At 71.5% G+C, this 23,182-nt stretch carries 22 protein-coding genes; 15 read left to right on the forward strand and 7 right to left on the reverse strand.

Annotated features, from left to right (window positions below):
* Window positions 1-98 precede the first annotated feature (98 nt).
* Genes ACSU6M_RS15880 through ACSU6M_RS15890 form a run of 3 tightly spaced genes read left to right on the forward strand, consistent with a single transcriptional unit; the run spans window position 99 to window position 3,259 of the window.
* Window positions 99-1,052: a S1C family serine protease gene (locus ACSU6M_RS15880; RefSeq protein ID WP_437070379.1), complete on the forward strand. Its 954-nt coding sequence runs from the start codon at window positions 99-101 to the stop codon at window positions 1,050-1,052.
* Window positions 1,053-1,112: 60 nt separating this feature from the next.
* Complete coding sequence (locus ACSU6M_RS15885; RefSeq protein WP_437070380.1) at window positions 1,113-1,844, forward strand: response regulator transcription factor; 732 nt, start codon at window positions 1,113-1,115, stop codon at window positions 1,842-1,844.
* Window positions 1,841-3,259, forward strand: coding sequence for a sensor histidine kinase (locus ACSU6M_RS15890; protein ID WP_437070381.1), 1,419 nt, complete (start codon window positions 1,841-1,843; stop codon window positions 3,257-3,259). The genes ACSU6M_RS15885 and ACSU6M_RS15890 overlap by 4 nt, the downstream gene beginning before the upstream one ends.
* A gap of 141 nt (window positions 3,260-3,400) precedes the next feature.
* Here the strand turns inward: ACSU6M_RS15890 and ACSU6M_RS15895 are convergent, their stop codons facing one another.
* A complete protein-coding gene (locus ACSU6M_RS15895) occupies window positions 3,401-5,212 on the reverse strand; it encodes a bifunctional metallophosphatase/5'-nucleotidase (protein ID WP_437070382.1) in 1,812 nt (603 codons plus the stop codon).
* A gap of 145 nt (window positions 5,213-5,357) precedes the next feature.
* Between ACSU6M_RS15895 and mshD the strand changes: the two genes are divergently transcribed.
* The 7 genes from mshD to ACSU6M_RS15930 all read left to right on the forward strand — a co-directional run bounded on the left by mshD (window position 5,358) and on the right by ACSU6M_RS15930 (window position 12,772).
* Window positions 5,358-6,284 (forward strand): mycothiol synthase, encoded by a 927-nt coding sequence (gene mshD, locus ACSU6M_RS15900; RefSeq protein ID WP_437070383.1) that lies wholly within the window; start codon window positions 5,358-5,360, stop codon window positions 6,282-6,284.
* Between the two features lie 124 nt (window positions 6,285-6,408).
* Window positions 6,409-6,825 carry a GntR family transcriptional regulator gene (locus ACSU6M_RS15905; protein WP_437070384.1) on the forward strand — a complete coding sequence of 139 codons (417 nt, stop codon included), beginning with the start codon at window positions 6,409-6,411 and terminating at the stop codon, window positions 6,823-6,825.
* Window positions 6,822-7,709: an ABC transporter ATP-binding protein gene (locus ACSU6M_RS15910; RefSeq protein ID WP_437070385.1), complete on the forward strand. Its 888-nt coding sequence runs from the start codon at window positions 6,822-6,824 to the stop codon at window positions 7,707-7,709. Before ACSU6M_RS15905 ends, ACSU6M_RS15910 begins: the two co-directional genes overlap by 4 nt.
* Window positions 7,706-8,725 (forward strand): ABC transporter permease, encoded by a 1,020-nt coding sequence (locus tag ACSU6M_RS15915; protein ID WP_437070386.1) that lies wholly within the window; start codon window positions 7,706-7,708, stop codon window positions 8,723-8,725. Before ACSU6M_RS15910 ends, ACSU6M_RS15915 begins: the two co-directional genes overlap by 4 nt.
* 281 nt (window positions 8,726-9,006) lie before the next feature.
* Window positions 9,007-11,298: an RNA degradosome polyphosphate kinase gene (locus ACSU6M_RS15920; protein ID WP_437075164.1), complete on the forward strand. Its 2,292-nt coding sequence runs from the start codon at window positions 9,007-9,009 to the stop codon at window positions 11,296-11,298.
* Window positions 11,279-12,331, forward strand: coding sequence for a CHAD domain-containing protein (locus ACSU6M_RS15925; protein ID WP_437070387.1), 1,053 nt, complete (start codon window positions 11,279-11,281; stop codon window positions 12,329-12,331). The genes ACSU6M_RS15920 and ACSU6M_RS15925 overlap by 20 nt, the downstream gene beginning before the upstream one ends.
* Window positions 12,332-12,349: 18 nt before the next feature.
* A complete protein-coding gene (locus ACSU6M_RS15930) occupies window positions 12,350-12,772 on the forward strand; it encodes an NUDIX hydrolase (protein ID WP_437070388.1) in 423 nt (140 codons plus the stop codon).
* Here the strand turns inward: ACSU6M_RS15930 and ACSU6M_RS15935 are convergent.
* Window positions 12,766-12,939 (reverse strand): hypothetical protein, encoded by a 174-nt coding sequence (locus tag ACSU6M_RS15935; RefSeq protein ID WP_437070389.1) that lies wholly within the window; start codon window positions 12,937-12,939, stop codon window positions 12,766-12,768. The genes ACSU6M_RS15930 and ACSU6M_RS15935 overlap by 7 nt on opposite strands.
* A gap of 146 nt (window positions 12,940-13,085) precedes the next feature.
* On the opposite strand from ACSU6M_RS15935, the gene ACSU6M_RS15940 reads away from it, so the two are divergent.
* Both ACSU6M_RS15940 and ACSU6M_RS15945 read left to right on the forward strand, forming a co-directional pair.
* A complete protein-coding gene (locus ACSU6M_RS15940) occupies window positions 13,086-13,910 on the forward strand; it encodes a hypothetical protein (RefSeq protein WP_437070390.1) in 825 nt (274 codons plus the stop codon).
* A 110-nt stretch (window positions 13,911-14,020) separates the two neighbouring features.
* Complete coding sequence (locus ACSU6M_RS15945; RefSeq protein WP_437070391.1) at window positions 14,021-14,200, forward strand: hypothetical protein; 180 nt, start codon at window positions 14,021-14,023, stop codon at window positions 14,198-14,200.
* A 31-nt stretch (window positions 14,201-14,231) separates the two neighbouring features.
* Here ACSU6M_RS15945 and ACSU6M_RS15950 read toward each other — a convergent pair whose 3' ends face one another.
* The gene (locus ACSU6M_RS15950) at window positions 14,232-14,567 is read right to left on the reverse strand and encodes a metal-sensitive transcriptional regulator (protein WP_437070392.1); all 336 of its coding nucleotides are present in this window, start codon (window positions 14,565-14,567) and stop codon (window positions 14,232-14,234) included.
* Window positions 14,568-14,800: 233 nt separating this feature from the next.
* On the opposite strand from ACSU6M_RS15950, the gene ACSU6M_RS15955 reads away from it, so the two are divergent.
* Both ACSU6M_RS15955 and ACSU6M_RS15960 read left to right on the forward strand, forming a co-directional pair.
* Window positions 14,801-15,421, forward strand: a complete 621-nt coding sequence (locus ACSU6M_RS15955) for a DUF47 domain-containing protein (RefSeq protein WP_399648038.1) — start codon at window positions 14,801-14,803, stop codon at window positions 15,419-15,421.
* A gap of 7 nt (window positions 15,422-15,428) precedes the next feature.
* A complete protein-coding gene (locus tag ACSU6M_RS15960; protein WP_437070393.1) occupies window positions 15,429-16,427 on the forward strand; it encodes an anion permease in 999 nt (332 codons plus the stop codon).
* A gap of 630 nt (window positions 16,428-17,057) precedes the next feature.
* On the opposite strand, the gene pstB is transcribed toward ACSU6M_RS15960, so the two are convergent.
* The 4 genes from pstB to pstS all read right to left on the reverse strand — a co-directional run bounded on the left by pstB (window position 17,058) and on the right by pstS (window position 21,193).
* Window positions 17,058-17,834, reverse strand: coding sequence for a phosphate ABC transporter ATP-binding protein PstB (gene pstB / locus ACSU6M_RS15965; protein WP_437070394.1), 777 nt, complete (start codon window positions 17,832-17,834; stop codon window positions 17,058-17,060).
* Between the two features lie 46 nt (window positions 17,835-17,880).
* On the reverse strand, window positions 17,881-18,939 hold the full coding sequence (gene pstA, locus ACSU6M_RS15970; protein ID WP_437070395.1) for a phosphate ABC transporter permease PstA: 1,059 nt from the start codon (window positions 18,937-18,939) through the stop codon (window positions 17,881-17,883).
* Window positions 18,936-19,943, reverse strand: a complete 1,008-nt coding sequence (gene pstC / locus ACSU6M_RS15975) for a phosphate ABC transporter permease subunit PstC (RefSeq protein WP_437070396.1) — start codon at window positions 19,941-19,943, stop codon at window positions 18,936-18,938. The genes pstA and pstC overlap by 4 nt, the downstream gene beginning before the upstream one ends.
* Window positions 19,944-20,071: 128 nt before the next feature.
* Window positions 20,072-21,193: a phosphate ABC transporter substrate-binding protein PstS gene (gene pstS / locus ACSU6M_RS15980; protein WP_437070397.1), complete on the reverse strand. Its 1,122-nt coding sequence runs from the start codon at window positions 21,191-21,193 to the stop codon at window positions 20,072-20,074.
* A gap of 402 nt (window positions 21,194-21,595) precedes the next feature.
* Between pstS and ACSU6M_RS15985 the strand changes: the two genes are divergently transcribed.
* A complete protein-coding gene (locus ACSU6M_RS15985) occupies window positions 21,596-23,143 on the forward strand; it encodes an FAD-binding oxidoreductase (protein WP_437070398.1) in 1,548 nt (515 codons plus the stop codon).
* The last annotated feature ends 39 nt before the right edge of the window (window positions 23,144-23,182 follow it).

The raw sequence follows: 23,182 nt of genomic DNA on the forward strand, positions 1-23,182 counted from the left end.
CGTACGGCCCGCGGCTTTATATCGGGCATACGAGGTTCTGCCGGGCTTCTCAGACAGCACTCAGGGAGCTCTCATCCTCGGGCGTGAAGCTCATGGACATGACCGAGAGCAACGTGAACCCCGAGTGGCCGCCCCCGCCCGCGTACGCCCCCACCGCGCTCCTGACCGAGCCCGTGTCCCGGCGGCGCGCCAGGAGGCGCGGGCCCGTGGCCCTGCTCACCGCCGTGGCGATCGTGGCCGCGGCCGTCGGCGGCGGAACGGCGTACGGCATCCAGGAACTGACCGGCGGCTCCTCCGCCGTGGCCGCCGGCTCGGCCGGCACCGAGGTGGTCCCGGTGAGCCAGAAGGGCACGGTCGCCGGGGTCGCCGAGGCGGTCGGCCCGAGCATCGTGGAGATCAACGCCACGGGCGGCTCCGGCTCCTCCACCGGCTCCGGCGTGATCATCACCGACGACGGCGAGATCATCACCAACAACCATGTCGTCTCCGGCGCCTCCCAGATCACCGTGCGCACCAGCGACGGCAAGGAGTACAGCGCCGAGATCGTCGGCACCGACAGCGGCAAGGACCTCGCCCTGATCAAGCTGTCCGGGGCGTCCGGCCTCAAGGCGGCCACCCTCGGCGACTCCGACCGTGTCAAGGTCGGCGACCAGGTCGTCGCGATCGGCTCCCCCGAGGGCCTGACCGGCACCGTGACCAGCGGGATCGTCTCCGCCCTCGACCGCGATGTCACCGTCCCCACCGACGAGGGGCGGCAGCAGCCGGAGGGCGGCTGGCCGTTCGAGTTCGGCGGCCGGGAGTTCAACGGCGACACCGGCTCGTCCACGACGACGTACAAGGCGATCCAGACCGACGCCTCCCTCAACCCGGGCAACTCCGGTGGCGCGCTGATCGACATGAACGGCCACATCATCGGGATCAACTCGGCCATGTACGCCCCCAGTTCCGGCGCGTCCTCGGCGGACGCGGGCAGCGTGGGCCTCGGCTTCGCGATCCCGATCGACACGGTGAAGGCGGACCTGGCCAAGCTGCGGGCGGGGAGCACGTCGTAGGGCCCGCACATGCGAGGCTGAGTACGAGCGCCCCTCAGGAACCAGAGGACCAGGAAACCCATGAGCCCCGCCGATGCCGACCGTGACCCCCAGCGCATCCTCGTCGTCGACGACGAACCGGCCGTACGCGAGGCGCTACAGCGCAGCCTCGCCTTCGAGGGCTACGACACCCAGGTCGCCGTCGACGGTCTGGACGCGCTGGAGAAGGCCGCCGCCTACCGCCCCGACCTGGTGGTCCTCGACATCCAGATGCCCCGCATGGACGGCCTGACCGCCGCCCGCCGCATCCGCGGGGCGGGCGACACCACCCCGATCCTCATGCTCACCGCCCGTGACACGGTCGGCGACCGGGTCACGGGCCTGGACGCGGGCGCGGACGACTACCTCGTCAAGCCCTTCGAGCTCGACGAGCTCTTCGCCCGTATCCGCGCACTGCTGCGCCGCAGCTCCTACGCCTCCTCCTCCGGCGCTGCCCCCGAGGACGAGGCCCTCACCTTCGCCGACCTCCGCATGGACCTGGCGACCCGCGAGGTCACGCGGGGCGGGCGGCCGGTGGAACTGACCCGCACGGAGTTCACGCTCCTGGAGATGTTCATGGCCCACCCCCGCCAGGTCCTCACCCGCGAGCAGATCCTGAAGGCGGTGTGGGGCTTCGACTTCGAGCCGTCGTCGAACTCCCTCGACGTCTACGTCATGTATCTGCGCCGCAAGACGGAGGCGGGCGGCGAGCCGCGCCTGGTCCACACCGTGCGGGGCGTCGGCTACGTACTGCGCCAGGGCGGCGGCGAGTGAGACGGCTGAGGAGCCTTCCGCTGCGCTCCCGCCTGGCGCTGCTGGTGGCGGCGGCGGTGGCGTTCGCGGTGGCTGCGGTGTCGGTGACGTGCTGGCTGCTGGTGCGGGACCGGCTGTACAACCAGATGGACGAGCAGTTGCGCAGCGAGCAGGTCTCGTCCGGGCTGCTCCAGGTGATGCTGGACAACTGCCGGCTGGCCGAGCCCCGGCAGCTGCCGCTGGCCCCCAGCTCCCCCATCGTCACGATCCTCTACTCCGACGGCTCCACCTGCGCCAACCCCGGGTTCAAGGACGTCAGGGTGCAGGACGCCGATCTGGCGGTCGCCGACGGCGAGGCGGACACGGCCCTGCACTCCGGGCGGACCACCGACGGCACGGCCGTACGCGTGTACACCCGCCCGGTCGTCGACCGGGACACCCGTCAGGTGCAGCCCGGTGTCGCCGTCTCCGTGGCCAAGCCGCTCGGGGACGTGGACAAGCCGCTGTCGTCGCTGGCCTGGGTGCTGCTGATCGTCTCCGGCATCGGGGTCGTCGGCGCGGGAGCCGCAGGGCTCGCGGTGGCCCGCGCGGGGCTGCGGCCCGTGGACGAGCTCACCGCGGCCGTGGAGCATGTGGCCCGCACCGAGGACCTGGCCGTCCGCATCCCGGTCGAGGCCGGCGACGAGGACGAGATCGCCCGGCTGTCCCGCTCCTTCAACTCCATGACCACCTCCCTGGCCAGCTCCCGCGACCTCCAGCAGCAGCTGATCGCGGACGCCGGCCACGAGCTCCGCACCCCGCTGACCTCCCTGCGCACCAACATCGAACTCCTCACCCGCAGCGAGGAGACCGGCCGCCCGCTGCCCGAGGCGGACCGCAGGGCCCTGCTGGCGTCGGTGAAGGCACAGATGACGGAACTGGCCGCGCTGATCGGCGACCTGCAGGAGCTGTCCCGCTCCGAGGGCCAGCGCGGGGAACGCCTCCAGGTGGTCTCCCTGACGGACACGGTGGAGTCGGCGCTGCGCCGGGCCCGGCTGCGCGGCCCCGAGCTGACGATCACGGCGGACCTCGGGGACTGGTACGTCCGCGCGGAGCCGGCCGCCCTGGAGCGCGCGGTGGTCAACATCCTCGACAACGCGGTGAAGTTCAGCCCCGAGGGCGGCGCGATCGAGGTGACCCTCACGGACGGCACCCTGCGCATCCGCGACCACGGCCCCGGCATCCCCGCCGAGGAACTCCCCTACGTCTTCGACCGCTTCTGGCGCTCCCCGAGCGCACGATCCCTGCCGGGCTCCGGTCTGGGCCTGTCGATCGTGGCCCGCACCGTCCAGCAGGCGGGCGGCGAGGTGAGGCTGACCCCGGCGGAGGGCGGCGGCACGCTGGTGACGGTCCGGCTGCCGGGGGCGGCCACTCCTCCGCCTGCGGAGACGCCGTAGGCCGCTCGGGTACGCCGTAGCCCCTCGGGTACGCCGTCGCCCCTCGGCGGCGGACGTGAGGCGGGAGCCTCGGGCTCCTGGACGCCGGAAGGGGGAGGAGCGCCGGGCTCCTCCCCCTTCCTCACCGCTTCAGCGGCCGGTTCACTTCACGATCGTGATCCGGTTCGCCGCCGGCGGGGCCAGCGGGCTGGTGGCCGAGGAGTTGGCCAGCAGGTACTTCTCCAGGGCGGTCAGGTCGTCGGAGCCGACGAGGTCGTTGGTGCCCTGGCCGAGGGTCGGGAAGCCGTCGCCGCCACCGGCGAGGAAGCTGTTGGCCGCGACCCGGTAGGTGGCCGCCGGGTTGATCGGCTCGCCGTTCAGCTTGATGGAGTCCGTGACGACACGGTCCGCGCCGGTCCTGGTCAGGTCCAGGGTGTAGGTGAGGCCGGAGGAGATCTGGAGGATCTTCGGGGAGGCCGCGTTGGAGCCGCTGACCTGCTCCTTGAGGATCTGGATCAGCTGGGCGCCGGTGAAGTCCTGGAGGTTGACCGTGTTGGCGAACGGCTGGACGGCGAAGCCCTCGGCGTAGGTGACGACGCCGTCGCCCTCGGAGCCCTTGGCCGCGTAGGTCAGGGGCATGCGGATGCCGCCGGGGTTCATCAGGGCCAGGTCGGTCTCCGGGTCCAGCTCCTTGCCGTGGGCGAGCTGGGCGTCGGCGATGAGGTCGCCGAGCGGGGACTCGGTGCCGGAGCTGGTGATGTCGGCGGAGATGTAGCCGATGGCCCGGTTGCCGATGGGCGCGGCCAGCTCGTTCCACTTGCGGATCAGGTCCGACATGTCGGTCGCCTTGGGGACGTCCCGCGTGACCACGTGGTTGGCCGACTTCACCGACGTACGGGCGATGTCACCCGTCCAGCGGTCGTAGGTGAGGGTGGTGTCGGTGTAGAGGCGGCCGAAGGACGCGGCCGAGGTGACCATGCGGGGCTTGCCCGAGGGGTCCGGGATCGTGCAGACGTAGGCCGCGTGGGTGTGGCCGGTGACCAGCGCGTCGACCTTGGGCGTGAGGTTCTTGGCGATGTCGACGATCGGGCCGGAGATGCCGTCGCCGGGGCCCGGGGCGTCGCAGTTGTAGTTGTACGCGCCCGAGGCCGGGGCCCCGCCCTCGTGGATCAGGGCGACGATCGACTTCACGCCCTGCTTCTGGAGCACGTTGGCGTACTTGTTGATCGTCTCGACCTCGTCCTTGAACTTGAGGCCCTTGACGCCCTCGGCGGTGACGACACCCGGGGTGTCCTCGAGGGTCACGCCGATGAAGCCGATCTTGACGCCGTTCTTCCGCCAGACGGTGTACGGCTGGAGGATCGGGCGGCCGGTCTTCTCGTCCAGGACGTTCGCGGCGAGGTAGGGGAAGTCGGCGCCCTCGAACTCCTCGTCCGTGTAGCAGCCGTCGACGGGGTGGCAGCCGCCGTTCTGCAGGCGGGCCAGTTCGCGCGCGCCCTCGTCGAACTCATGGTTGCCGACGGAGGTGACGTCGAGCTCCAGCTGGTTGAGCGCCTCGATGGTGGGCTCGTCGTGGAACAGGCCGGAGATCAGCGGGGAGGCCCCGACCATGTCGCCGCCCGCCGCGGTGATGGAGTACGCCTTGCCCTCGCGCGCCTTGCGCAGATGCGTGGCCAGGTACTCGACGCCGCCGACGCCCTCGATGGTCTTCACGGTGCCGTCGGGCTGCACCTCGGTGAGGCGGCCGGCGGAGCCCGCCGGGGGCTCGAGGTTGCCGTGCAGGTCGTTGAAGGACAGCAGCTGCACGTCCTGGTAGCGGCCCGGGTGCTTGCCCGAGCGCTCGGCGGCCTCGTCGGCGGTCGCGGTGCCGGGCAGCGCGGCGGCGAGGGCGCCGACCGTCGCGAGTCCGGCGGCGGCCGCGAGCAGCCGGTGCGTACGGCGTCTGCGGTGATGCGGCTGAGGTGTGGCAGGCATGCGCCCCCCTGTGGTGCAGATAAGAGGTATGGCTGGTCCGGGCGCAGCCTAGAGTCAACGCGCGTAGCGCGACAGGGGTTTCCTGGTTACATCTGGGTTTCCCTTTGCCGCACCCCGACGGCGGCGGCCCTTTACCCTCGTAGGCATGACCAGCGACGACTTGTCACGGCCCGGCCGATCCCGCTCCATCGAGACCTTCGCCGCGCTCGACGCGGAGCAGGTCGAGGCGGTGCTCGCCCTGCTCTCCGAGGCCGCCCGCACCGACGGCCAGCAGGCGGTGTCCGAACAGGGCAGGCTCCAGCTGCGCGGCGGTGAGCGCGAGGGCGTGTCCCATCTGCTGCTCACCCTCGACGGCGAACTCGTGGGCTATGCCCAGCTGGAGGACACCGACCCGGTGGAGGCGCCGGCCGGCGAGCTGGTCGTCCACCCCGCGCACCGGGGCCACGGGCACGGCCGCGCGCTCGGTTCGGCACTGCTCGCCGCCTCCGGCAAGCGGCTGCGGGTGTGGGCGCACGGCGGGCATCCGGCGGCCCGTCACCTGGCCCAGGTGCTGGGACTCACCCTGTTCCGCGAACTGCGCCAGATGCGCCGCTCCTTGGAGGACATGGAGCTCCCCGAGCCCGTTCTGCCCGAGAACGTGACGGTACGTACCTTCGTTCCGGGCGAGGACGACGCCGCCTGGCTCCGGGTGAACGCGGCCGCCTTCGCACACCACCCCGAGCAGGGCTCCCTCACCCAGCGCGACCTCGACGACCGCAAGGCCGAGCCCTGGTTCGACCCGGCCGGCTTCTTCCTCGCCTTCCACGGCGACCGGCTGGCCGGCTTCCACTGGACGAAGGTGCACGCCGAGGAGCAGCTCGGCGAGGTCTACGTCGTGGGGGTCGCGCCGGACGCGCAGGGCGGCGGCCTCGGCAAGGCGCTCACCACGATCGGGCTGAACCATCTGCGGGCCCAGGGGCTGCCCACGGCCATGCTCTACGTCGACGCGGACAACAAGGCGGCGGTGGCGGTGTACGAGGGGCTGGGGTTCACCACGCACGAGGTGGATCTGATGTACCGCTCGGAGACGTGATACGTCGCGAGGGGACTTGAGGGTTCACCCGAAAGGGGGCGGCGACGATCTTGACGCCGCCCCCTCTCTTGCATCACCCTTTCACTAATCAAGTAGTGAAAGGGTGATACGAAGTGGCCGACCGTTGATCGAGTACCGCATCGACCGACGCAGCGGTGTCGCCACGTACGTCCAGATCGTCCAGCAGACCAAACAGGCATTGCGCCTCGGCCTGCTGGAGCCCGGCGACAAGCTCCCCACGGCGCGCGAGGTGGTGGAGGCGACGGCGATCAACCCGAACACCGTGCTCAAGGCATACCGCGAACTCGAGCGCGAGGGACTGGTGGAGGCCCGGCGCGGCCTCGGCACCTTCGTCCGGCGCACCCTGGGCACCGCCCCCGCCGACTCCCCGCTCCGCGGCGAGCTGGAGGACTGGGCCCGGCGGGCGCGCGCGGCGGGGCTGGAGCGGGAGGACGTGGCCGCCCTCTTCACATCCGTACTGGAACAGCACTTCAAGGGGGGAGCAGAAATGAGCACGGGAACCGAGGGGGACCAGACATGACCGACACCGCCGTGCAGGCGGCCGCGCTGGGCAAGCGCTTCGGACGGCACGGCCGACGGGCGCTGGAGGACTGCTCCTTCCGCCTCCCCGCCGGACGCGTGTGCGCCCTGGTCGGCCCCAACGGCGCCGGCAAGTCCACCCTGCTCGCCCTCGCCGCGGGGCTGCTCGCCCCGACCGAGGGCACCGTCACCGTCCTCGGCACCACCCCGGCGGCCGCCCGTGAACGGCTCGCCTACGTCGCCCAGGACAAGCCGCTGCCCCCGCAGCTCACCGTCGCCGACACCCTGCGCCTGGGCCGCGAGCTCAACCCGCGCCGCTGGGACACGGCCGTGGCCGAGCGGATCGTCGCCGAGGGCGACCTGGACCCCGGCGCCACCATCCGCTCCCTGTCCGGCGGCCAGCGCACCCGCGTCGCCCTCGCCCTGGCCCTCGGCAAGCGGCCCGAGCTGCTGCTGCTCGACGAGCCGATGGCCGACCTCGACCCGCTGGCCCGCCACCAGCTGATGGGCGCCCTCATGGCCGACGCCGCCGAACACGGCACGACGGTCGTGATGTCCTCCCACGTCGTCGCCGAGCTGGAGGGCTCCTGCGACCACCTGCTGCTGATCGGCGCCGGCCGCGTCCGCCTCGCCGGCTCCCTGGAGGAGCTGCTGGCCGCCCACCGCCTGGTCACCGGCCGCACCGGCGACCTCGCCCCGCACACCGTCGTCGAGTCCCGCACCACCGGCCGCGGGACCACCGCCCTGATCCGCCCGCAGGGGCAGATCGCCGACGCCTGGGACGCCACCGAGCCGACCCTGGAGGAGCTGGTCCTGGCCCATCTGCGGGCGCCGGGGGCGCCGGTGCTGCTGCTCGACGACGAGATGCGGGAGGTGGCCGTATGACCGCCATGGTCACCGCCGAGGCGCCGGCCGTCTCCGGCACCCCTTCACGCGGGCCGCGCGGCCTGGTCTGGGCGATGCTGCGGCTGCACAGCTGGGCCCTGCGCTTCTGGGTGCTGCTGGTGGCCGTCGCCGCCGGGCTGCTGCTGTGGGCCTACGGGCCCGGCGGCGAGGCGACCCGGCACGAATTCGCCGAACTGGACTGCGGCGGCGGCAACGGCTCCGCGGTGACGGGCATGGGCTGCGACTACCTGGGCGGCTCCGCCTTCTACTCCTACGAGCTGGCCATCTCCCTGGCCGCCGGCCTGCTCGCCGTCCTGCCCTCGATCGTCGCCGGCTGGGCGGGCGGCGCGCTGACCGGCCGCGAGCTGGAGAACGGCACCGCTCAGCTGGCCTGGGTCCAGTCCGTCTCCCCCACCCGCTGGCTGGCCGCCAAGCTCGCCGTGCCCGCCGCCCTGCTGATCCCGGGCACCCTGCTGATCACCCTGCTGCACCGCGGGGTCTGGGCCAAGGACGCGGAGATCCTGCGGATCTACGGCTGGTACGAGTGGCACGACACCGGCGTCTTCACGGCCAACGGCCTCCTCGCCACCGTCCACGTCCTGCTCGGCCTCGCCGTCGGCGTCCTCACCGGCCTGCTCACCCGCCGTGCCGTGCCCGCGCTGGGCAGCGCGGTCTGCGTCCAGTTCTCCCTGATGTTCGCCCTGGACCAGCTGCGCCCCCGCCTGTGGCCGGCCAGGACCCTGGTCACGACCGAGGAGTACCCCTCGTACGACGGCATGCCGGTCGACGTGGGCTCCCTCGCCGCCGACGGCACCCGCATCACGGACCCCAACTGCTACGACAGCGCCCGGTGCAAGGCGGAGCACGACATCGTCGCCTACTACGCCGACTACCACCCGGCCTCCCACTTCTGGCCCCTCCAGCTCATGGAGACCGCCATCGTCCTCGCCCTCACCGCCCTCGCGGTACTGGCCGCGTTCCGGGTGCTGCGCCGCCGCACGGGAGCCGCCGTCTGACCACTCCGACCGTCCCCACCGCACCCGCCCCGGCCACCGGGGCGGCGCCCGCCCTCCGGGCCCGCACGGCCTGACCTGTCACCGTGCCGCGGCCGCACCGGGCCGCCGCCCCGGCCCCCGGCCGACCACCCGCGCCCGGCAGCAGCCCGTCCCCCTCGATCCTCCCCCCGCTATCCCGCACGCCATGTCTCCGTAACCATCGGTTCAGACACCCTTGCGACGCTCGGCCAATGAACCCCGCCGTGCCCGAGCCTTTGCCGCCCCCCGAGGGGGCCGCCGCCATGCTCCCGCTCGCGACGTCCGACGCGCCTGTCTCCCTGCCGGCGCGGAAGAATGGGTCCATGAGCCAGCAGAACACCCAGGCCGAGGTCCAGCACGCGCAGCCCTCCGTGGGCTCCATCGCCGCGCACCGCCCGCACACCGTGGCGGCCGTGGTCTCCGATCTCGAACCCGACCTCGACGCCGACCTCGACACGTACGAGGAGAGCCAGGAGGACGGGGTCCAGCTGCCGCAGGGCCGCTTCCTGGACCGGGAGCGCAGCTGGCTCGCGTTCAACGAGCGCGTCCTGGAGCTCGCCGAGGATCCGAACACCCCGCTGCTGGAGCGGGCGAACTTCCTGGCGATCTTCGCGAGCAACCTGGACGAGTTCTTCATGGTCCGGGTGGCCGGTCTCAAGCGCCGGATCGCCACCGGTGTCGCCACCCGCTCCGCCTCCGGCCTCCAGCCCAGCCAGGTGCTGGAGATGATCTGGGCCCGCTCACGCGAGCTGATGGCCCGGCACGCGGCCTGCTTCCACGAGGACGTCGCCCCGGCCCTCGCGGAGGAGGGCATCCACCTGGTGCGGTGGAGCGAGCTGACGGAGAAGGAGCAGGCACGGCTGTTCACGCTGTTCCGGCACCAGATCTTCCCCGTCCTCACGCCCCTCGCGGTCGACCCGGCGCACCCCTTCCCGTACATCTCCGGCCTCTCCCTGAACCTGGCCGTCGTCGTGCGCAACCCGGTCAGCGGCCACCGGCACTTCGCCCGCGTGAAGGTGCCGCCGCTGCTGTCCCGCTTCCTGGAGTCCAGCCCCGGCCGGTACGTGCCCATCGAGGACGTCATCGCCGCGCACCTGGAAGAGCTGTTCCCGGGCATGGAGGTGCTGGAGCACCACGCGTTCCGCATCACCCGCAACGAGGACCTGGAGGTCGAGGAGGACGACGCCGAGAACCTGCTCCAGGCGCTGGAGAAGGAGCTCATGCGGCGCCGCTTCGGGCCGCCGGTGCGCCTGGAGGTCGAGGAGTCCATCGACCGCGAGGTGCTGGACCTGCTGGTGCGCGAGCTGAAGATCACCGAGGCCGAGGTCTACCCGCTGCCGGGCCCCCTGGACCTCACCGGCCTCTTCCGCATCGCCTCCCTGGACCGACCCGAGCTGAAGTACCCGAAGTTCGTCGCCGGCACCCACCGCGACCTCGCCGAAGTGGAGTCGGCCTCCCCGCCGGACATCTTCGCCGCGCTGCGCAGCCGGGACGTGCTGCTGCACCACCCGTACGACTCGTTCTCCACGTCGGTGCAGGCGTTCCTGGAGCAGGCGGCCGAGGACCCGGACGTGCTGGCGATCAAGCAGACGCTGTACCGCACCTCCGGCGACTCCCCCATAGTCAACGCGCTCATCGACGCGGCCGAGGCCGGCAAGCAGGTCCTGGTGCTGGTGGAGATCAAGGCCCGCTTCGACGAGCACGCCAACATCAAGTGGGCGCGCAAGCTGGAGGAGGCCGGCTGCCATGTCGTCTACGGCCTGGTCGGCCTGAAGACCCACTGCAAGCTGTCGCTGGTGGTCCGTCAGGAGGGCGACACCCTCCGCCGCTACAGCCACGTCGGCACCGGCAACTACCACCCCAAGACGGCCCGCCTGTACGAGGACCTCGGCCTGCTGACGGCCGACCCGCAGGTCGGCGCCGACCTCTCGGACCTCTTCAACCGGCTGTCCGGCTACTCCCGCCGGGAGACCTACCGCCGTCTGCTGGTCGCCCCCAAGTCGCTGCGCGACGGCCTGGTGTCGCGGATCAACAAGGAGGTCCAGCACCACCGGGCCGGACGCCCCGCGTACGTCCGGATCAAGGTCAACTCGATGGTCGACGAGGCCGTCATCGACGCCTGCTACCGGGCGTCCCAGGCGGGCGTGCCGGTCGACGTGTGGGTGCGCGGCATCTGCGCGCTGCGCCCGGGCGTGGCCGGGCTGTCGGAGAACATCCGGGTCCGCTCGGTGCTCGGCCGCTTCCTGGAGCACTCGCGGGTCTTCGCCTTCGGCAACGGCGGCGAGCCCGAGGTGTGGATCGGCAGCGCCGACATGATGCACCGCAACCTCGACCGCCGGATAGAGGCTCTGGTCAGGGTGGTCGATCCGGGCCACCGCGCCGCGCTCAACCGGCTCCTGGAGACCGGTATGTCGGACGGCACCGCCTCCTGGCACCTGGGGGCGGACGGCGAGTGGACCCGGCACGCGACGGACGCGGACGGCCAGCCCCTGAGGAACGTGCAGGAGATGCTCATAGACGCCCGGAGGCGCCGGCGTGGCACAGCAACACCTTGAACCGACGGACCCCCTGGCCCGCCCGGTGACCGGAGAGGCCCTCGCCGGCTATCTCCGGTCCCAGGCCACGGAGTTCCTGCGCGCCCTGCGCCAGCACCGGGAGACCGGTGCCGCGGCCGGCGGCTCGCAGGAGTCCGTCGCGGCGGCGCGCGCCCTGCGCCGCTCGGCCCGCCGGATCAGCGGCAGCCTGCACACCTACCGTCCGCTGCTGGACGCCGACTGGTCGGAGGGGATGCGGCCCGAACTCGCCTGGCTGTCCGGCACCCTGGCGATGGAGCACGCCCACGCCGCCCGGCTGGAGCGCCTGCTGGCCGCCCTGCACCGCCTGTCGGGCTCGGCGGCCCTGCCCGCCCAGACCCCGGGCACCACGCCCCCCGCCCCCGGCGGCGCCCCGCCCGCACCCGAGCGCGGCAACCTCACCGTGGGCGCGGCCAAGGCGGGCGCCCTCCTGGACCGCCAGCTCACCCTCGCCCGCACCCGGGCGCACTCCACCGCCCTCCAGGCCCTGGGCAGCAGCCGCTTCCACGCGGTCGCCGACAAGGTGGCCGTACTCGCCAGCGAGGTACCGCTGACCGCGGCCGCCGCCACCACGGACCTCGGCCCGCTCGCGGCCGCCGCCGAGGAGCGCCTGCGGGACGCGGTCGCCGCGCTGCCGCTGGTCACCGCGGGCAGCCCGTACAACGCGGAGGCCCTGGTCCACGGCCTGTCCCCGGACCCCGCCCCGCACCCCCAGGACGCCCCCTGGCACCAGGTGCGCCTCCTGCTGCGCCTGCACCGCTACGCCCGCGAGGTGCTGTACGGCCCCGACGGCCCGGTCGATGTCCGGCTGCTGGCGGCCGGTCAGGCCCTCGACCGCCACCGCGACGCCTCCGAGGCGGCGGCCGCCGCCGCCCAGGCCGCGCGCACCCCGCGGATCGCGCCGGCGACGGCGTACGCCCTCGGGGTGCTGCACGCCGACCAGCGGCACGAGGTGGAGGCGGCCCGGTTCGCGTTCCAGCAGTCCTGGCAGAAGCAGACGGTGGCCACGGCCTGAAGAGGTGAGCCAGCGGTGATGTCCTCCCCGTCCCCGGCCGGCGCCCCGGTCCTGGCGGCCGGCTGCGTGCTGTGGCGCCGCTCCCCGGCCGGGCTGGAGATCTGCCTGGTGCACCGCCCCAAGTACGACGACTGGTCGCACCCCAAGGGCAAGCTCAAGCGCGGCGAGGAGGCGCTGGCGGCCGCGCTGCGCGAGGTGGTGGAGGAGACGGGCTGCACCGCCCGCCCCGGCGAGGAGCTGCCCACCCTCCGCTACCTGGCGAACGGCCGCCCCAAGGAGGTCCGTTACTGGGCGGCCGAGGCCACGGGCGGCGGTTTCGTCCCCACCGCCGAGGTCGACCGCGTCCTGTGGCTCCCCCCGGCCACGGCCCGCCGGCGCCTCACCCAGCCGCGCGACCGGGACCTGGTGACCGCCCTGCTGGACACCCTCGGCGGTCACTGACCGGCCGCGTGCCCCTCCGCGTCCGTACGGGCCAGGCTGCGGGCGCGCCGGGCGGGGCCACGCCAGCCGCAGCTGCACCGGGCCACACAGAACGGCCCCTGTTCGACGGTGGTCGTACGGTGCTCGACATGCTCCTGAGTGGGCGCGCAGCGCTCCTGCTGTGTCACACGGACCACGTTACCCAGCGCGGGTGAAGAGCAGGTTGCGCGTGCCCCCGGCCGACGCCCCGGACCGCGTGACGGCACCCCCTACCCGTCGTTAACCGTCACAGCGGGGGCCCTTGACGGACGTACGGCTGGGGGTAGGGCAGGCGATGGCGCAGCGGCAGCACGGCAGAGCGGGCGGAACGGTCGTGGCGGCGGGGCTCGTGGCCTGTGCCTGTCTCGGCGCCTCCGGATGCGGCAGCAGCGGGTCCGCCGCCGAGGACCCGGTGCACACTCTGCGCGAGGCGTCCGACGCGCTGCTGCGGGCGAAGAGCTCCCGGGCGCGTACGTCGATGGAGATGGCGACCGGCGGCACGCGGGTCACCATCCGCGGCGAGGGCGTCTACGACTACACCCGCCAGCTGGGCCGGCTGAAGGTGATGCTGCCGCAGGACCCGACCGGCCGCACCGCCCACCGCCCGATCACCGAACTCCTCGCGCCGGGCGCGCTGTTCATGAAGAACCGGGGCGCCGGGGTGCCCGCCGACAAATGGGTCCGCGTGGAGACGGCCGGCCTGTCCGACGGCAACCTCGTCACGGGCGGCGCCACCGACCCGTTCGCGGCGGCCGAGGTGCTGCGCGGCACCCGCTCGGCGACGCTCGTCGGCACGACCCACCTCGCGGGCACCGAGGTGTGGCACTACCGGGGCACCGCCGATCTGTCGGCGGCCGCGCGCACCGCTTCGCCGGGCGCCCGGGACTCCCTCGGGGCGGCGGCGAAAGGGTTCGCCACGGCCGTGGTGCCGTTCGACGTGTATCTGGACGACGAGGGCCGCATCCGCAAGATCAGGCACCGCTTCAGCTTCGTCAACGGCCGCCAGAAGGCCACTGTGGCGGTGGCCTCGACGGCCCTCCTGTACGACTTCGGCGCCCCCGTCGACGTACGCCTGCCGCCCGAGGGGGACATCTACGCGGGCCGGATCGCCGAGGAGTGAGCCGGACCGGGCAGACCATCGGACCGGTATGAGAACTAGCCCGTCCGTGCCATGCGCGGTCCGTGGGCCGCTCCCTACTCTAGGAAGCCGGTGATGGCGGAGAAGAGGTGATGCGCGTGGCTCCGGTCGGCGGTACGGCGGTACAGGACCACGTGGCCCTCGCCGAGATCGAACTGTGCGGAGAGCTGATCATCGCGGCCTCGGCGGCGGACGTGGACCGCCTCAGCCTGGAGAGCATCGACGAGGTGCTGCGGGTGGCCGAGGAGCGCGGGACGACGACGGACGGCTGAAAACAACCGCCCGCCCCCCTGCCGGCCCCGCTCAGGTGCGCAGCATCCGCCCGATCGCCTTGGTGGCCTCCTCGACCTTGGCGTCGATCTCGTCGCCGCCCTTGAGGGCCGCGTCCGCGACGCAGTGCCGCAGGTGCTCGTCGAGCAGTTGCAGCGCGAAGGACTGCAGCGCCTTCGTCGAGGCGGAGACCTGCGTGAGTATGTCGATGCAGTAGACGTCCTCGTCGACCATCCGCTGCAGGCCGCGGATCTGCCCCTCGATCCGCCGCAGGCGCTTGAGGTGCTCGTCCTTCTGCTTGTGGTACCCGTGCACACCGTGGTCGTGGTCGCTCACCACGGCCTCGGCACCGGTCTCGGTGGTCGTCATAGCGGCCTCCCATTCAAGACGAGCCCATCCCCATATACCCCCACTGGGTATATGGTACCGAATTTCGCGGGTATGAGGGGCCTGTGGCCGACACCACCCTGTGCATGGCTTGCCCCGCCCGCCTGCCGATAACTCTGCCTGATGGGCGACACTGGGGGACGGCCCGTTAGCCGTGGCCGAATGTTGCGCCTAGCATCAGCCTGACCGACACCGAAGCACCCCGAGGACCCCACGTGCGCTTTCGTCTGACCCCCAGGGAGACGAGCTTCTACGACATGTTCGCCGCCTCCGCGGACAACATCGTCACGGGCTCGAAGCTCCTGATGGAACTGCTCGGGGCGGACACCTCCGCCCGGGCCGAGATCGCGGAGCGTATGCGGGCAGCGGAACACGCCGGTGACGACGCCACGCACGCGATCTTCCACCAGCTGAACTCCTCGTTCATCACGCCCTTCGACCGCGAGGACATCTACTCCCTCGCGTCCTCCCTCGACGACATCATGGACTTCATGGAGGAGGCCGTCGACCTGGTCGTCCTCTACAACGTCGAGGAACTGCCCAAGGGCGTCGAGCAGCAGATCGAGGTCCTGTCCCGCGCGGCCGAGCTCACGGCCGAGGCCATGCCCAACCTCCGCACGATGGACAACCTGACCGAGTACTGGATCGAGGTCAACCGCCTGGAGAACCAGGCCGACCAGATCCACCGCAAGCTGCTCGCCCACCTCTTCAACGGCAAGTACGACGCCATCGAGGTGCTGAAGCTCAAGCAGATCGTGGACGTCCTCGAAGAGGCGGCCGACGCGTTCGAGCACGTGGCGAACACGGTGGAGACCATCGCGGTCAAGGAGTCCTGAGGCGTCGATGGACACCTTCGCTCTGGTCGTGACCATCGGGGTCGCGCTCTTCTTCACGTACACCAACGGCTTCCACGACTCGGCGAACGCGATCGCGACGTCGGTCTCCACCAGGGCCCTCACCCCGCGTGCGGCGCTCGCCATGGCGGCCGTGATGAACCTCGTCGGCGCCTTCCTGGGCTCCGGCGTCGCCAAGACGGTCTCCGAGGGCATCATCCAGACACCCGAGGGCTCCACCGGCATGGGCATCCTCTTCGCGGCCCTCACCGGCGCGATCGTCTGGAACCTCATCACCTGGTACTTCGGCCTGCCCTCGTCCTCCTCGCACGCCCTGTTCGGCGGCATGGTCGGCGCGGCCCTGGCCGGCGGCACCCAGGTCTACTGGCACGGCGTCCTGGAGAAGATCGTCATCCCGATGTTCATCTCCCCGGTGGTGGGCCTCCTGGCCGGCTACCTGGTCATGACGGCCATCATGTGGATCTTCCGCCGCACCAACCCCCACAAGGCCAAGCGCGGCTTCCGCATCGCCCAGACCGTCTCCGCGGCCGGCATGGCCCTCGGCCACGGCCTCCAGGACGCCCAGAAGACCATGGGCATCGTCGTCATGGCCCTCGTCATCGCCGACGTCGAGGACTACGGCGACCCCATCCCCGTCTGGGTCAAGGTCGCCTGCGCCGTCATGCTCTCCCTCGGCACGTACGCCGGCGGCTGGCGCATCATGCGCACGCTGGGCCGCAAGATCATCGAACTGGACCCGCCGCAGGGCTTCGCCGCGGAGACCACCGGCGCGTCGATCATGTTCACCACGGCCTTCCTCTTCAAGGCCCCGATCTCCACGACCCACGTCATCACGTCCGCCATCATGGGCGTCGGCGCGACGAAACGTGTCAACGCCGTCCGCTGGGGCGTCGCCAAGAACATCGTCCTCGGCTGGTTCATCACGATGCCGGCGGCTGCCGCCGTAGCCGCGTGCGCGTTCGGCGTGGTCCACCTGGCCTTCCTGTAGGACGCGCCCACCGTTCGAGGCTGGTTTCTCGCCGTGGGCGACTGCGGGCCGTCCGTGGCTGGTCGCGCAGTTCCCCGCGCCCCTGACTACGTACACCTGCCCGGCGCCATGAAGGGACCGCCCGCACCCACCCACGACGAAAAGCCCCCACGTCCGCGGCCGGTCGGAAAGCCGCGGACGACGGGAAGCCACCACGCACCGTGGGCGTCGGTCAGCCGCCGACGGCGGGAAGGCACCACACACCGTGGGCCGAAAAGCCGCGTACGGCGAGAAGGCACCACCCACCGTGGGCGTCGGTCGGCCGCCGACGGCGGGAAGGGGACGTGCCGGGGGGTGTCCGCCCGCAGCGGCCGGCGTCCGTCGGGCAGCCACCCTAAGTCCCAAGAGAACCGCCGGACCGAGGACGGACACCCCCCGGCGCGGCCCCGACCCACAACCCACCGGCATGCGCTACGCACGCCCCCACCGGACACCAGCGGGCCGCCGCAGGCATCCCCCCACCCACCCGCACCCGAACACGAAGCCCGCACCCGAACACACGAACAGGCCCGCCTCCCGGGAGCCAGGAGGCGGGCCCTCTTCGACCTCGCGGTGGCACCGCCATGCAGCACCGCGAGGGGTCGGGAAGGATCAGCCGAAGCGACCGGAGATGTAGTCCTCCGTAGCCTGCACCGACGGGTTGGAGAAGATCCGCTCCGTGTCGTCGATCTCGATCAGCCTGCCCGGCTGCCCCACGGCCGCCAGGTTGAAGAACGCCGTACGGTCCGAGACCCGCGCCGCCTGCTGCATGTTGTGCGTCACGATGACGATCGTGAACCGCTCCTTCAGCTCACCGATCAGATCCTCGATCGCCAGCGTGGAGATCGGGTCCAGCGCCGAGCACGGCTCGTCCATCAGCAGCACGTTCGGCTCGACGGCGATCGCCCGCGCGATGCACAGCCGCTGCTGCTGACCACCCGAGAGCCCCGACCCCGGCTTGTTCAGCCGGTCCTTGACCTCGTTCCAGAGATTCGCGCCCTTGAGCGACTTCTCGACGATGTCGTCCAGCTGGCTCTTCTTGTACTTCCCGTTCAGCCGCAGCCCCGCCGCGACATTGTCGTAGATCGACATCGTCGGGAACGGGTTCGGCCGCTGGAACACCATGCCGACCTCACGCCGCACCGACACCGGGTCGATCCCGGCCCCGTACAGGTCCTCGTCGTCGAGCATCACCTTGCCCTCGACCCGCCCGCCCGGCGTCACCTCGTGCATCCGGTTCAGCGTGCGCAGAAACGTGGACTTGCCGCAGCCGGACGGCCCGATGAACGCCGTCACAGAACGCGGCTCGACGGTCATCGAGATGTCCTCGATCGCCTTGTGGGAGCCGTAATACGCGGTCAGTCCGCTTACGTCGATTCGCTTGGCCATGTCTACTTCACTTCCGTAAGTCTTGCTCAGTCGCCGATTGGCCGCGTCAGCGACCGGTCTTCGGGGCCTTCCAGCGGGCGATGCCGCGGGCCGCGAGGTTCAGGATCATCACGAAGGCGATCAGCGTCAGGGACGCCGCCCAGGCGCGGTCGTAGGCCGCTTCCGAGCCCGCGCTCTGCGCGTACTGCTGGTAGATGTACAGCGGCAGCGACGCCTGCGCACCCTCGAACGGGTTGTTGTTGATGAACGGGTTGCCGAACACCAGCAGCAGCACGGGCGCGGTCTCACCGGCGATACGGGCGACCGCGAGCATGATGCCCGTCGTGATGCCGCCGATCGCGGTCGGCAGGACCACCTTCAGGATGGTCCGCCACTTGGGCACGCCCAGCGCGAGGGACGCCTCCCGCAGCTCGTTGGGCACGAGCTTGAGCATCTCCTCCGTGGACCGCACCACCACCGGCATCATCAGGATCGCCAGAGCCAGCGAGCCCGCGAAGCCGAACGGCTGCATGTCCCACATCAGCATGAGGCTGAGGATGAACAGACCGGCGACGATCGACGGGATACCCGTCATCACGTCGACGAAGAACGTGATCGACTGGGCCAGCCTGCCCCGCCCGTACTCCACGAGGTAGATCGCGGTGAGCACACCGATCGGCGCGGCGATGAGCGTGGCGAGACCGACCTGCTCCAGGGTGCCGATGATGGCGTGGTAGATACCGCCGCCGGGCTCGCTGTCGGCGACGACACCCATGGAGTGGGTCAGGAAGTAGACGTCGAGGACCTTGGTGCCGCGCTCGACCGTCTCCCAGACCAGGGAGGCGAGCGGCACCACGGCGAGGAGGAACGCGACCCAGACCAGCGAGGTCGCGACCCGGTCCTTGGCCTGCCGCGTGCCTTCGACGCGGGCGGCGATGACATACGTACCGAGGACGAACAGCACCGCGGCGATCAGGCCCCACTGGACACTGCTCTCCAGACCGGCGGCGAAGCTGATGCCCACACCGGCGGCGACGGAGCCCGCGGCGATGGCCCAGGGACCCCACTTGGGCAGCCGGGCGCCGTGCAGGGAGCCGGCGGGCTTGGTGACGACGGCGTGGCTCATGCGTTGGCCCCCGAGTACTCCTTGCGGCGGGCGATGATCGCGCGGGCCGCGCCGTTGACCAGCAGGGTGATGATGAACAGCACCAGACCGGAGGCGATGAGCGCGTCCCGGCCGAAGGGCGTGGCCTCGTTGAACTTGCTGGCGATGTTCTGGGCGAAGGTGCCGCCGCCCGCGTTGAGCAGGCTGGCCTCGATGAGGAAGTTCGGGGAGAGCACGGTGGCGACGGCCATGGTCTCGCCGAGCGCGCGGCCGAGGCCGAGCATCGAGGCGGAGATCACGCCGGAGCGGCCGAAGGGCAGGACGGCCATGCGGATGACTTCCCAGCGCGTGGCGCCGAGGGCCAGGGCCGCCTCCTCGTGCATCTGCGGGACCTGCTTGAAGACCTCGCGGCTCACATTGGTGATGATCGGCAGGATCATGATCGCCAGCAGGATGCCGACGGTGAGCATGGAGCGGGGAGGCCCGCCGTCCCAGTCGAAGACGCCGGTCCAGCCGAGGTAGTCGTCCAGCCAGCCGAACAGGCCGTTCATGTGCGGTACGAGGACCAGGGCGCCCCACAGGCCGTAGACGATGGACGGCACGGCGGCGAGCAGGTCGATGACGTAGGCGATCGGACCGCTCAGCCGGCGCGGGGCGTAGTGGGTGAGGAACAGGGCGATGGCGACCGCGACCGGCACCGCGATGATCATCGCGATGATCGAGGAGACGATCGTGCCGAAGGCCAGGACGGCGATGCCGAAGACCGGCTCCTCGGTGCCCGTGTTCCACTCGAAGGTGGTGAGGAAGTTGCCCTCGTCCTTGCTGATGGCGAGGACGGAGCGGTAGGTGAGGAAGGCCGCGATGGCGGCCATGATCACCAGCAGGAAGATGCCCGAGCCGCGGGAGAGGCCGAGGAAGATCTTGTCTCCGGGCCGGGTGGCGCCGCGCGCGTTGCGCTTCTGCTCGGCGGGGCCGGGCTGCTGGACGGGTGGAGGTGCTGAGGTGTTCTTGGTGGTTATGTCCATCGAGGTCTCCGGTCTGCGGAGCCGTCCGTGACGGGCGGCTCGGTGGAGCCGGACTCACGTGCGGCTCCTGGCGGCGGTGCACCGGACGGTGCGGTCCGGACCCGGGTGGGCCCGGACCGCACGCGGGGTCAGCTCATCTCTTCGATGGTCGTGCGGACCTTGGCGATGATGTCGGCCGGGATCGGCGCGTAGTCGTTCTGGGCGAGGACGCTCTGGCCGTCCTCGCTGGCGATGTAGCGCAGGAATGCCTTGGTGGCGGGCAGGGTGTCCGCCTTGTTGCCCTTGTCGCAGACGATCTCGTAGGTGACCAGGGTGATCGGGTAGGCGCCCTCGGCCTTGGTCTTGTAGTTGATCTCCAGCGCCAGGTCCTTGCCCGTGCCGACGACCTTGGCGTCCGCGATGGCCTTGGTGGCACCGTCGGAGGATGCCTTGACCGGGGCGGCGGCGCCCGTGTCGATGGCGACGACGCCCATGCCCTTGGCGTAGGAGAGCTCCATGTAGCCGATGGCGCCGGAGGTCTGCTTGACCTGCTGGGCGACACCGGAGGAGCCGGAGGCCGCCTGGCCGCCCTTGGCCTGCCACGCCTTGCCGCCCTCGTACTTCCAGTTCTCCGGGGTGGCGGCGATCAGGTACTTGGTGAAGTTGTCCGTCGTACCCGACTCGTCGGAGCGGTGGAACGCCTGGATCTTGAGGTCGGGAAGCTTCGCCTCGGGGTTCAGCTTCTTGATCGCCGGGTCGTTCCAGTTGGTGATCTTGCTGTCGAAGATCTTGGCCAGGGTCGGCGCGTCCAGGACCAGGTCCTCGACACCGGGGACGTTGAAGGCCACGGCGATCGGGCCGCCGACCATCGGCAGGTCGATGCCCTGGCCGCCGGAGCAGACCTTCTTGGAGGCGGCGATCTCCTCCGGGTCCAGCGCGGAGTCGGAGCCGGCGAAGGCCACCTGGCCCTGGGTGAACGCGGTGACACCGGCGCCGGAGCCGCCGCCCTTGTAGTTGATCTGCACACCGCACGCGGCGGAGAACTGCTTGACCCAGGCGTCGATCGCGTTCTTCTGCGCCGACGAGCCGTCGGCCAGCAGCTGGCCCTTGGCGTCGTCGCACTTGATGTCACCGGCGGCCTGGGTGGACGCGTTGCCGTTGCCCGTCTTCTCACCCGTGTCGTCGGAGCCGCACGCCGTGAGGGCCAGGGCGCCGGAGACGGCGAGAGCACCGAGGGTGAGGGCCCGCCGGTTCATGCGCTGAAGCTTCACTTTCGGGAGTTCCTTCCAGGAGCCGCCGTCCTGAATCCGGCGGCGTGCGAGGTTGGTCGGCTCGGGCGCATCTCTAGGCGCGCTCCGCTCCGGGTAAGGCCGAAATTAGGCAGAACAGGTGAAGCCGCCTATGGCCGGAAGTGAACGGGGGGTGAACCCCTGCGGTCGGTGCGGTTAGGTCACGGAATGCTTACGGGGAGGGCACGTGGAGGTTCCGGAACAACTCGGTCCGCCAGTGGCGGCGACCCCGCCGATACGGACAAAAGAGACACTCGTCCATGACGCTACACCACAGGTGACAGGGCGTGGGAAGAACGACTGGGAACCGCCCGAACGAGGTGGAACCCGGCAGCCCGGACACCCGTCTCGTTGCACAGGGACAGGCGCGAAGCGGAGGCGGACATGGAGCGGCGTACCTTCATCGGCGGCGGAGTCGCCGCCCTCGCGGCGGCCGCGTCGGTCGCCTGCACCGGCGGCACCGGAACCGCCCGCGACCGGCGCTCCTCTCCCGCCCTCCTCACGAGCACGCCGATGAGCGCCGCCGCGGCCGACTGGGCCGCCCTGGCCCGCGACCTCGACGGCCCGCTGATCCGCCCCGGCGACGCGGCCTGGGCGACGGCCCGGCAGCTGTACAACACCCGCTTCGACTCGCTGAGGCCCGCGGCGGTCGCCTACGTCTCCCACACCGCCGACATCCGCACCGTCCTGTCGTACGCCAAGACCCATGACGTGCGGGTGGCGATCCGCAACGGCGGCCACTCCTACGCGGGCTGGTCCTCCGGCGACGGACGGCTGATCATCGACGTCTCCCGGCTGAGCCGGGTCCGGGCGAGCGGCCGGGAGGCGGTCGTCGGCGCGGGCGCCAAGCTGATCGACGTCTACCGGGCGCTCGCCGCGCGCGGGGTGACGATCCCCGCGGGCTCCTGCCCGACGGTCGGCGTCTCGGGGCTGGTCCTCGGCGGCGGGCACGGCGTGGTGTCGCGGGCGTACGGGCTGACCTGCGACAGCCTCACCCGGGCGACCCTGGTCACGGCCGACGGCCGGCAGCTCGTCGCCGACGCCCGCGAGAACAAGGACCTCTTCTGGGCGCTGCGCGGCGCGGGCAACGGCAACTTCGGCGTCGTCACCGAGCTGCGCTTCCGCACCCACCCGGCCCCGCAGGCGGTGTCCGCCTATATGAGCTGGCCGTGGTCGAAGGCGGCGGCGGTGGTGAAGGCGTGGCAGGAGTGGGGACCGGCCCAGCCCGACGAGATCTGGTCGTCCCTGCACCTGGCGAACGCGGCGGGAGGCACCCCGACCGTCTCCGTCGCCGCGTTCTCGCTGGGCACCTACGGCGAGCTGCAGAACGCGGTGGACCGGCTGGCCGACCGTATCGGGGCGTCGGCGACGAGCGTGTCACTGCGGAGAAGGAGCTACGAGGAGGCGATGGAGGTGTACGCGGGCTGCTCGTCCTTCGCCACCGACGCGCAGTGCCATCTGCCGGGGTCCACGCCGGGCCGCTCCCCGCAGGGCGCGCTGGGCCGCGAGACGTACGCGGCCCGCTCCGACTTCTTCGACCGCTCCCTGTCCGCGGCCGGCATCCGCACCCTGCTGACGCAGATCCGCTCGGTGCGCGGCGGCGCCGGCTCGATCGCGCTGACCGCGCTGGGCGGCGCGATCAACCGGGTCTCCCCGACCGCCACGGCCTTCGTGCACCGCCGCTCGCGCATGCTCGCCCAGTACATCGGCGCCTGGCGGGCCGGCACCTCCGGCGCCACCGCCCAGTCCTGGCTCACCGAGGCCCACCACGCGATGCGCCCCTACGCCTCCGGCGCGGCCTACCAGAACTACACCGACCCGACGCTCAGCAACTGGCGCCAGGCGTACTACGGCGACGCGGCCCCGCGGCTGGCCCGCTTGAAGAAGCAGTACGACCCGGACCGGGTGTTCACCTACCCCCAGGCGCTGTGACCCGCAGCCGCCGGGGCGGCAGGGGCCGGGCGCTCCAGG

The sequence above is a fragment of the Streptomyces sp. enrichment culture genome (genome assembly GCF_964272895.1).
In the GTDB taxonomy this organism is placed as follows: domain Bacteria; phylum Actinomycetota; class Actinomycetes; order Streptomycetales; family Streptomycetaceae; genus Streptomyces.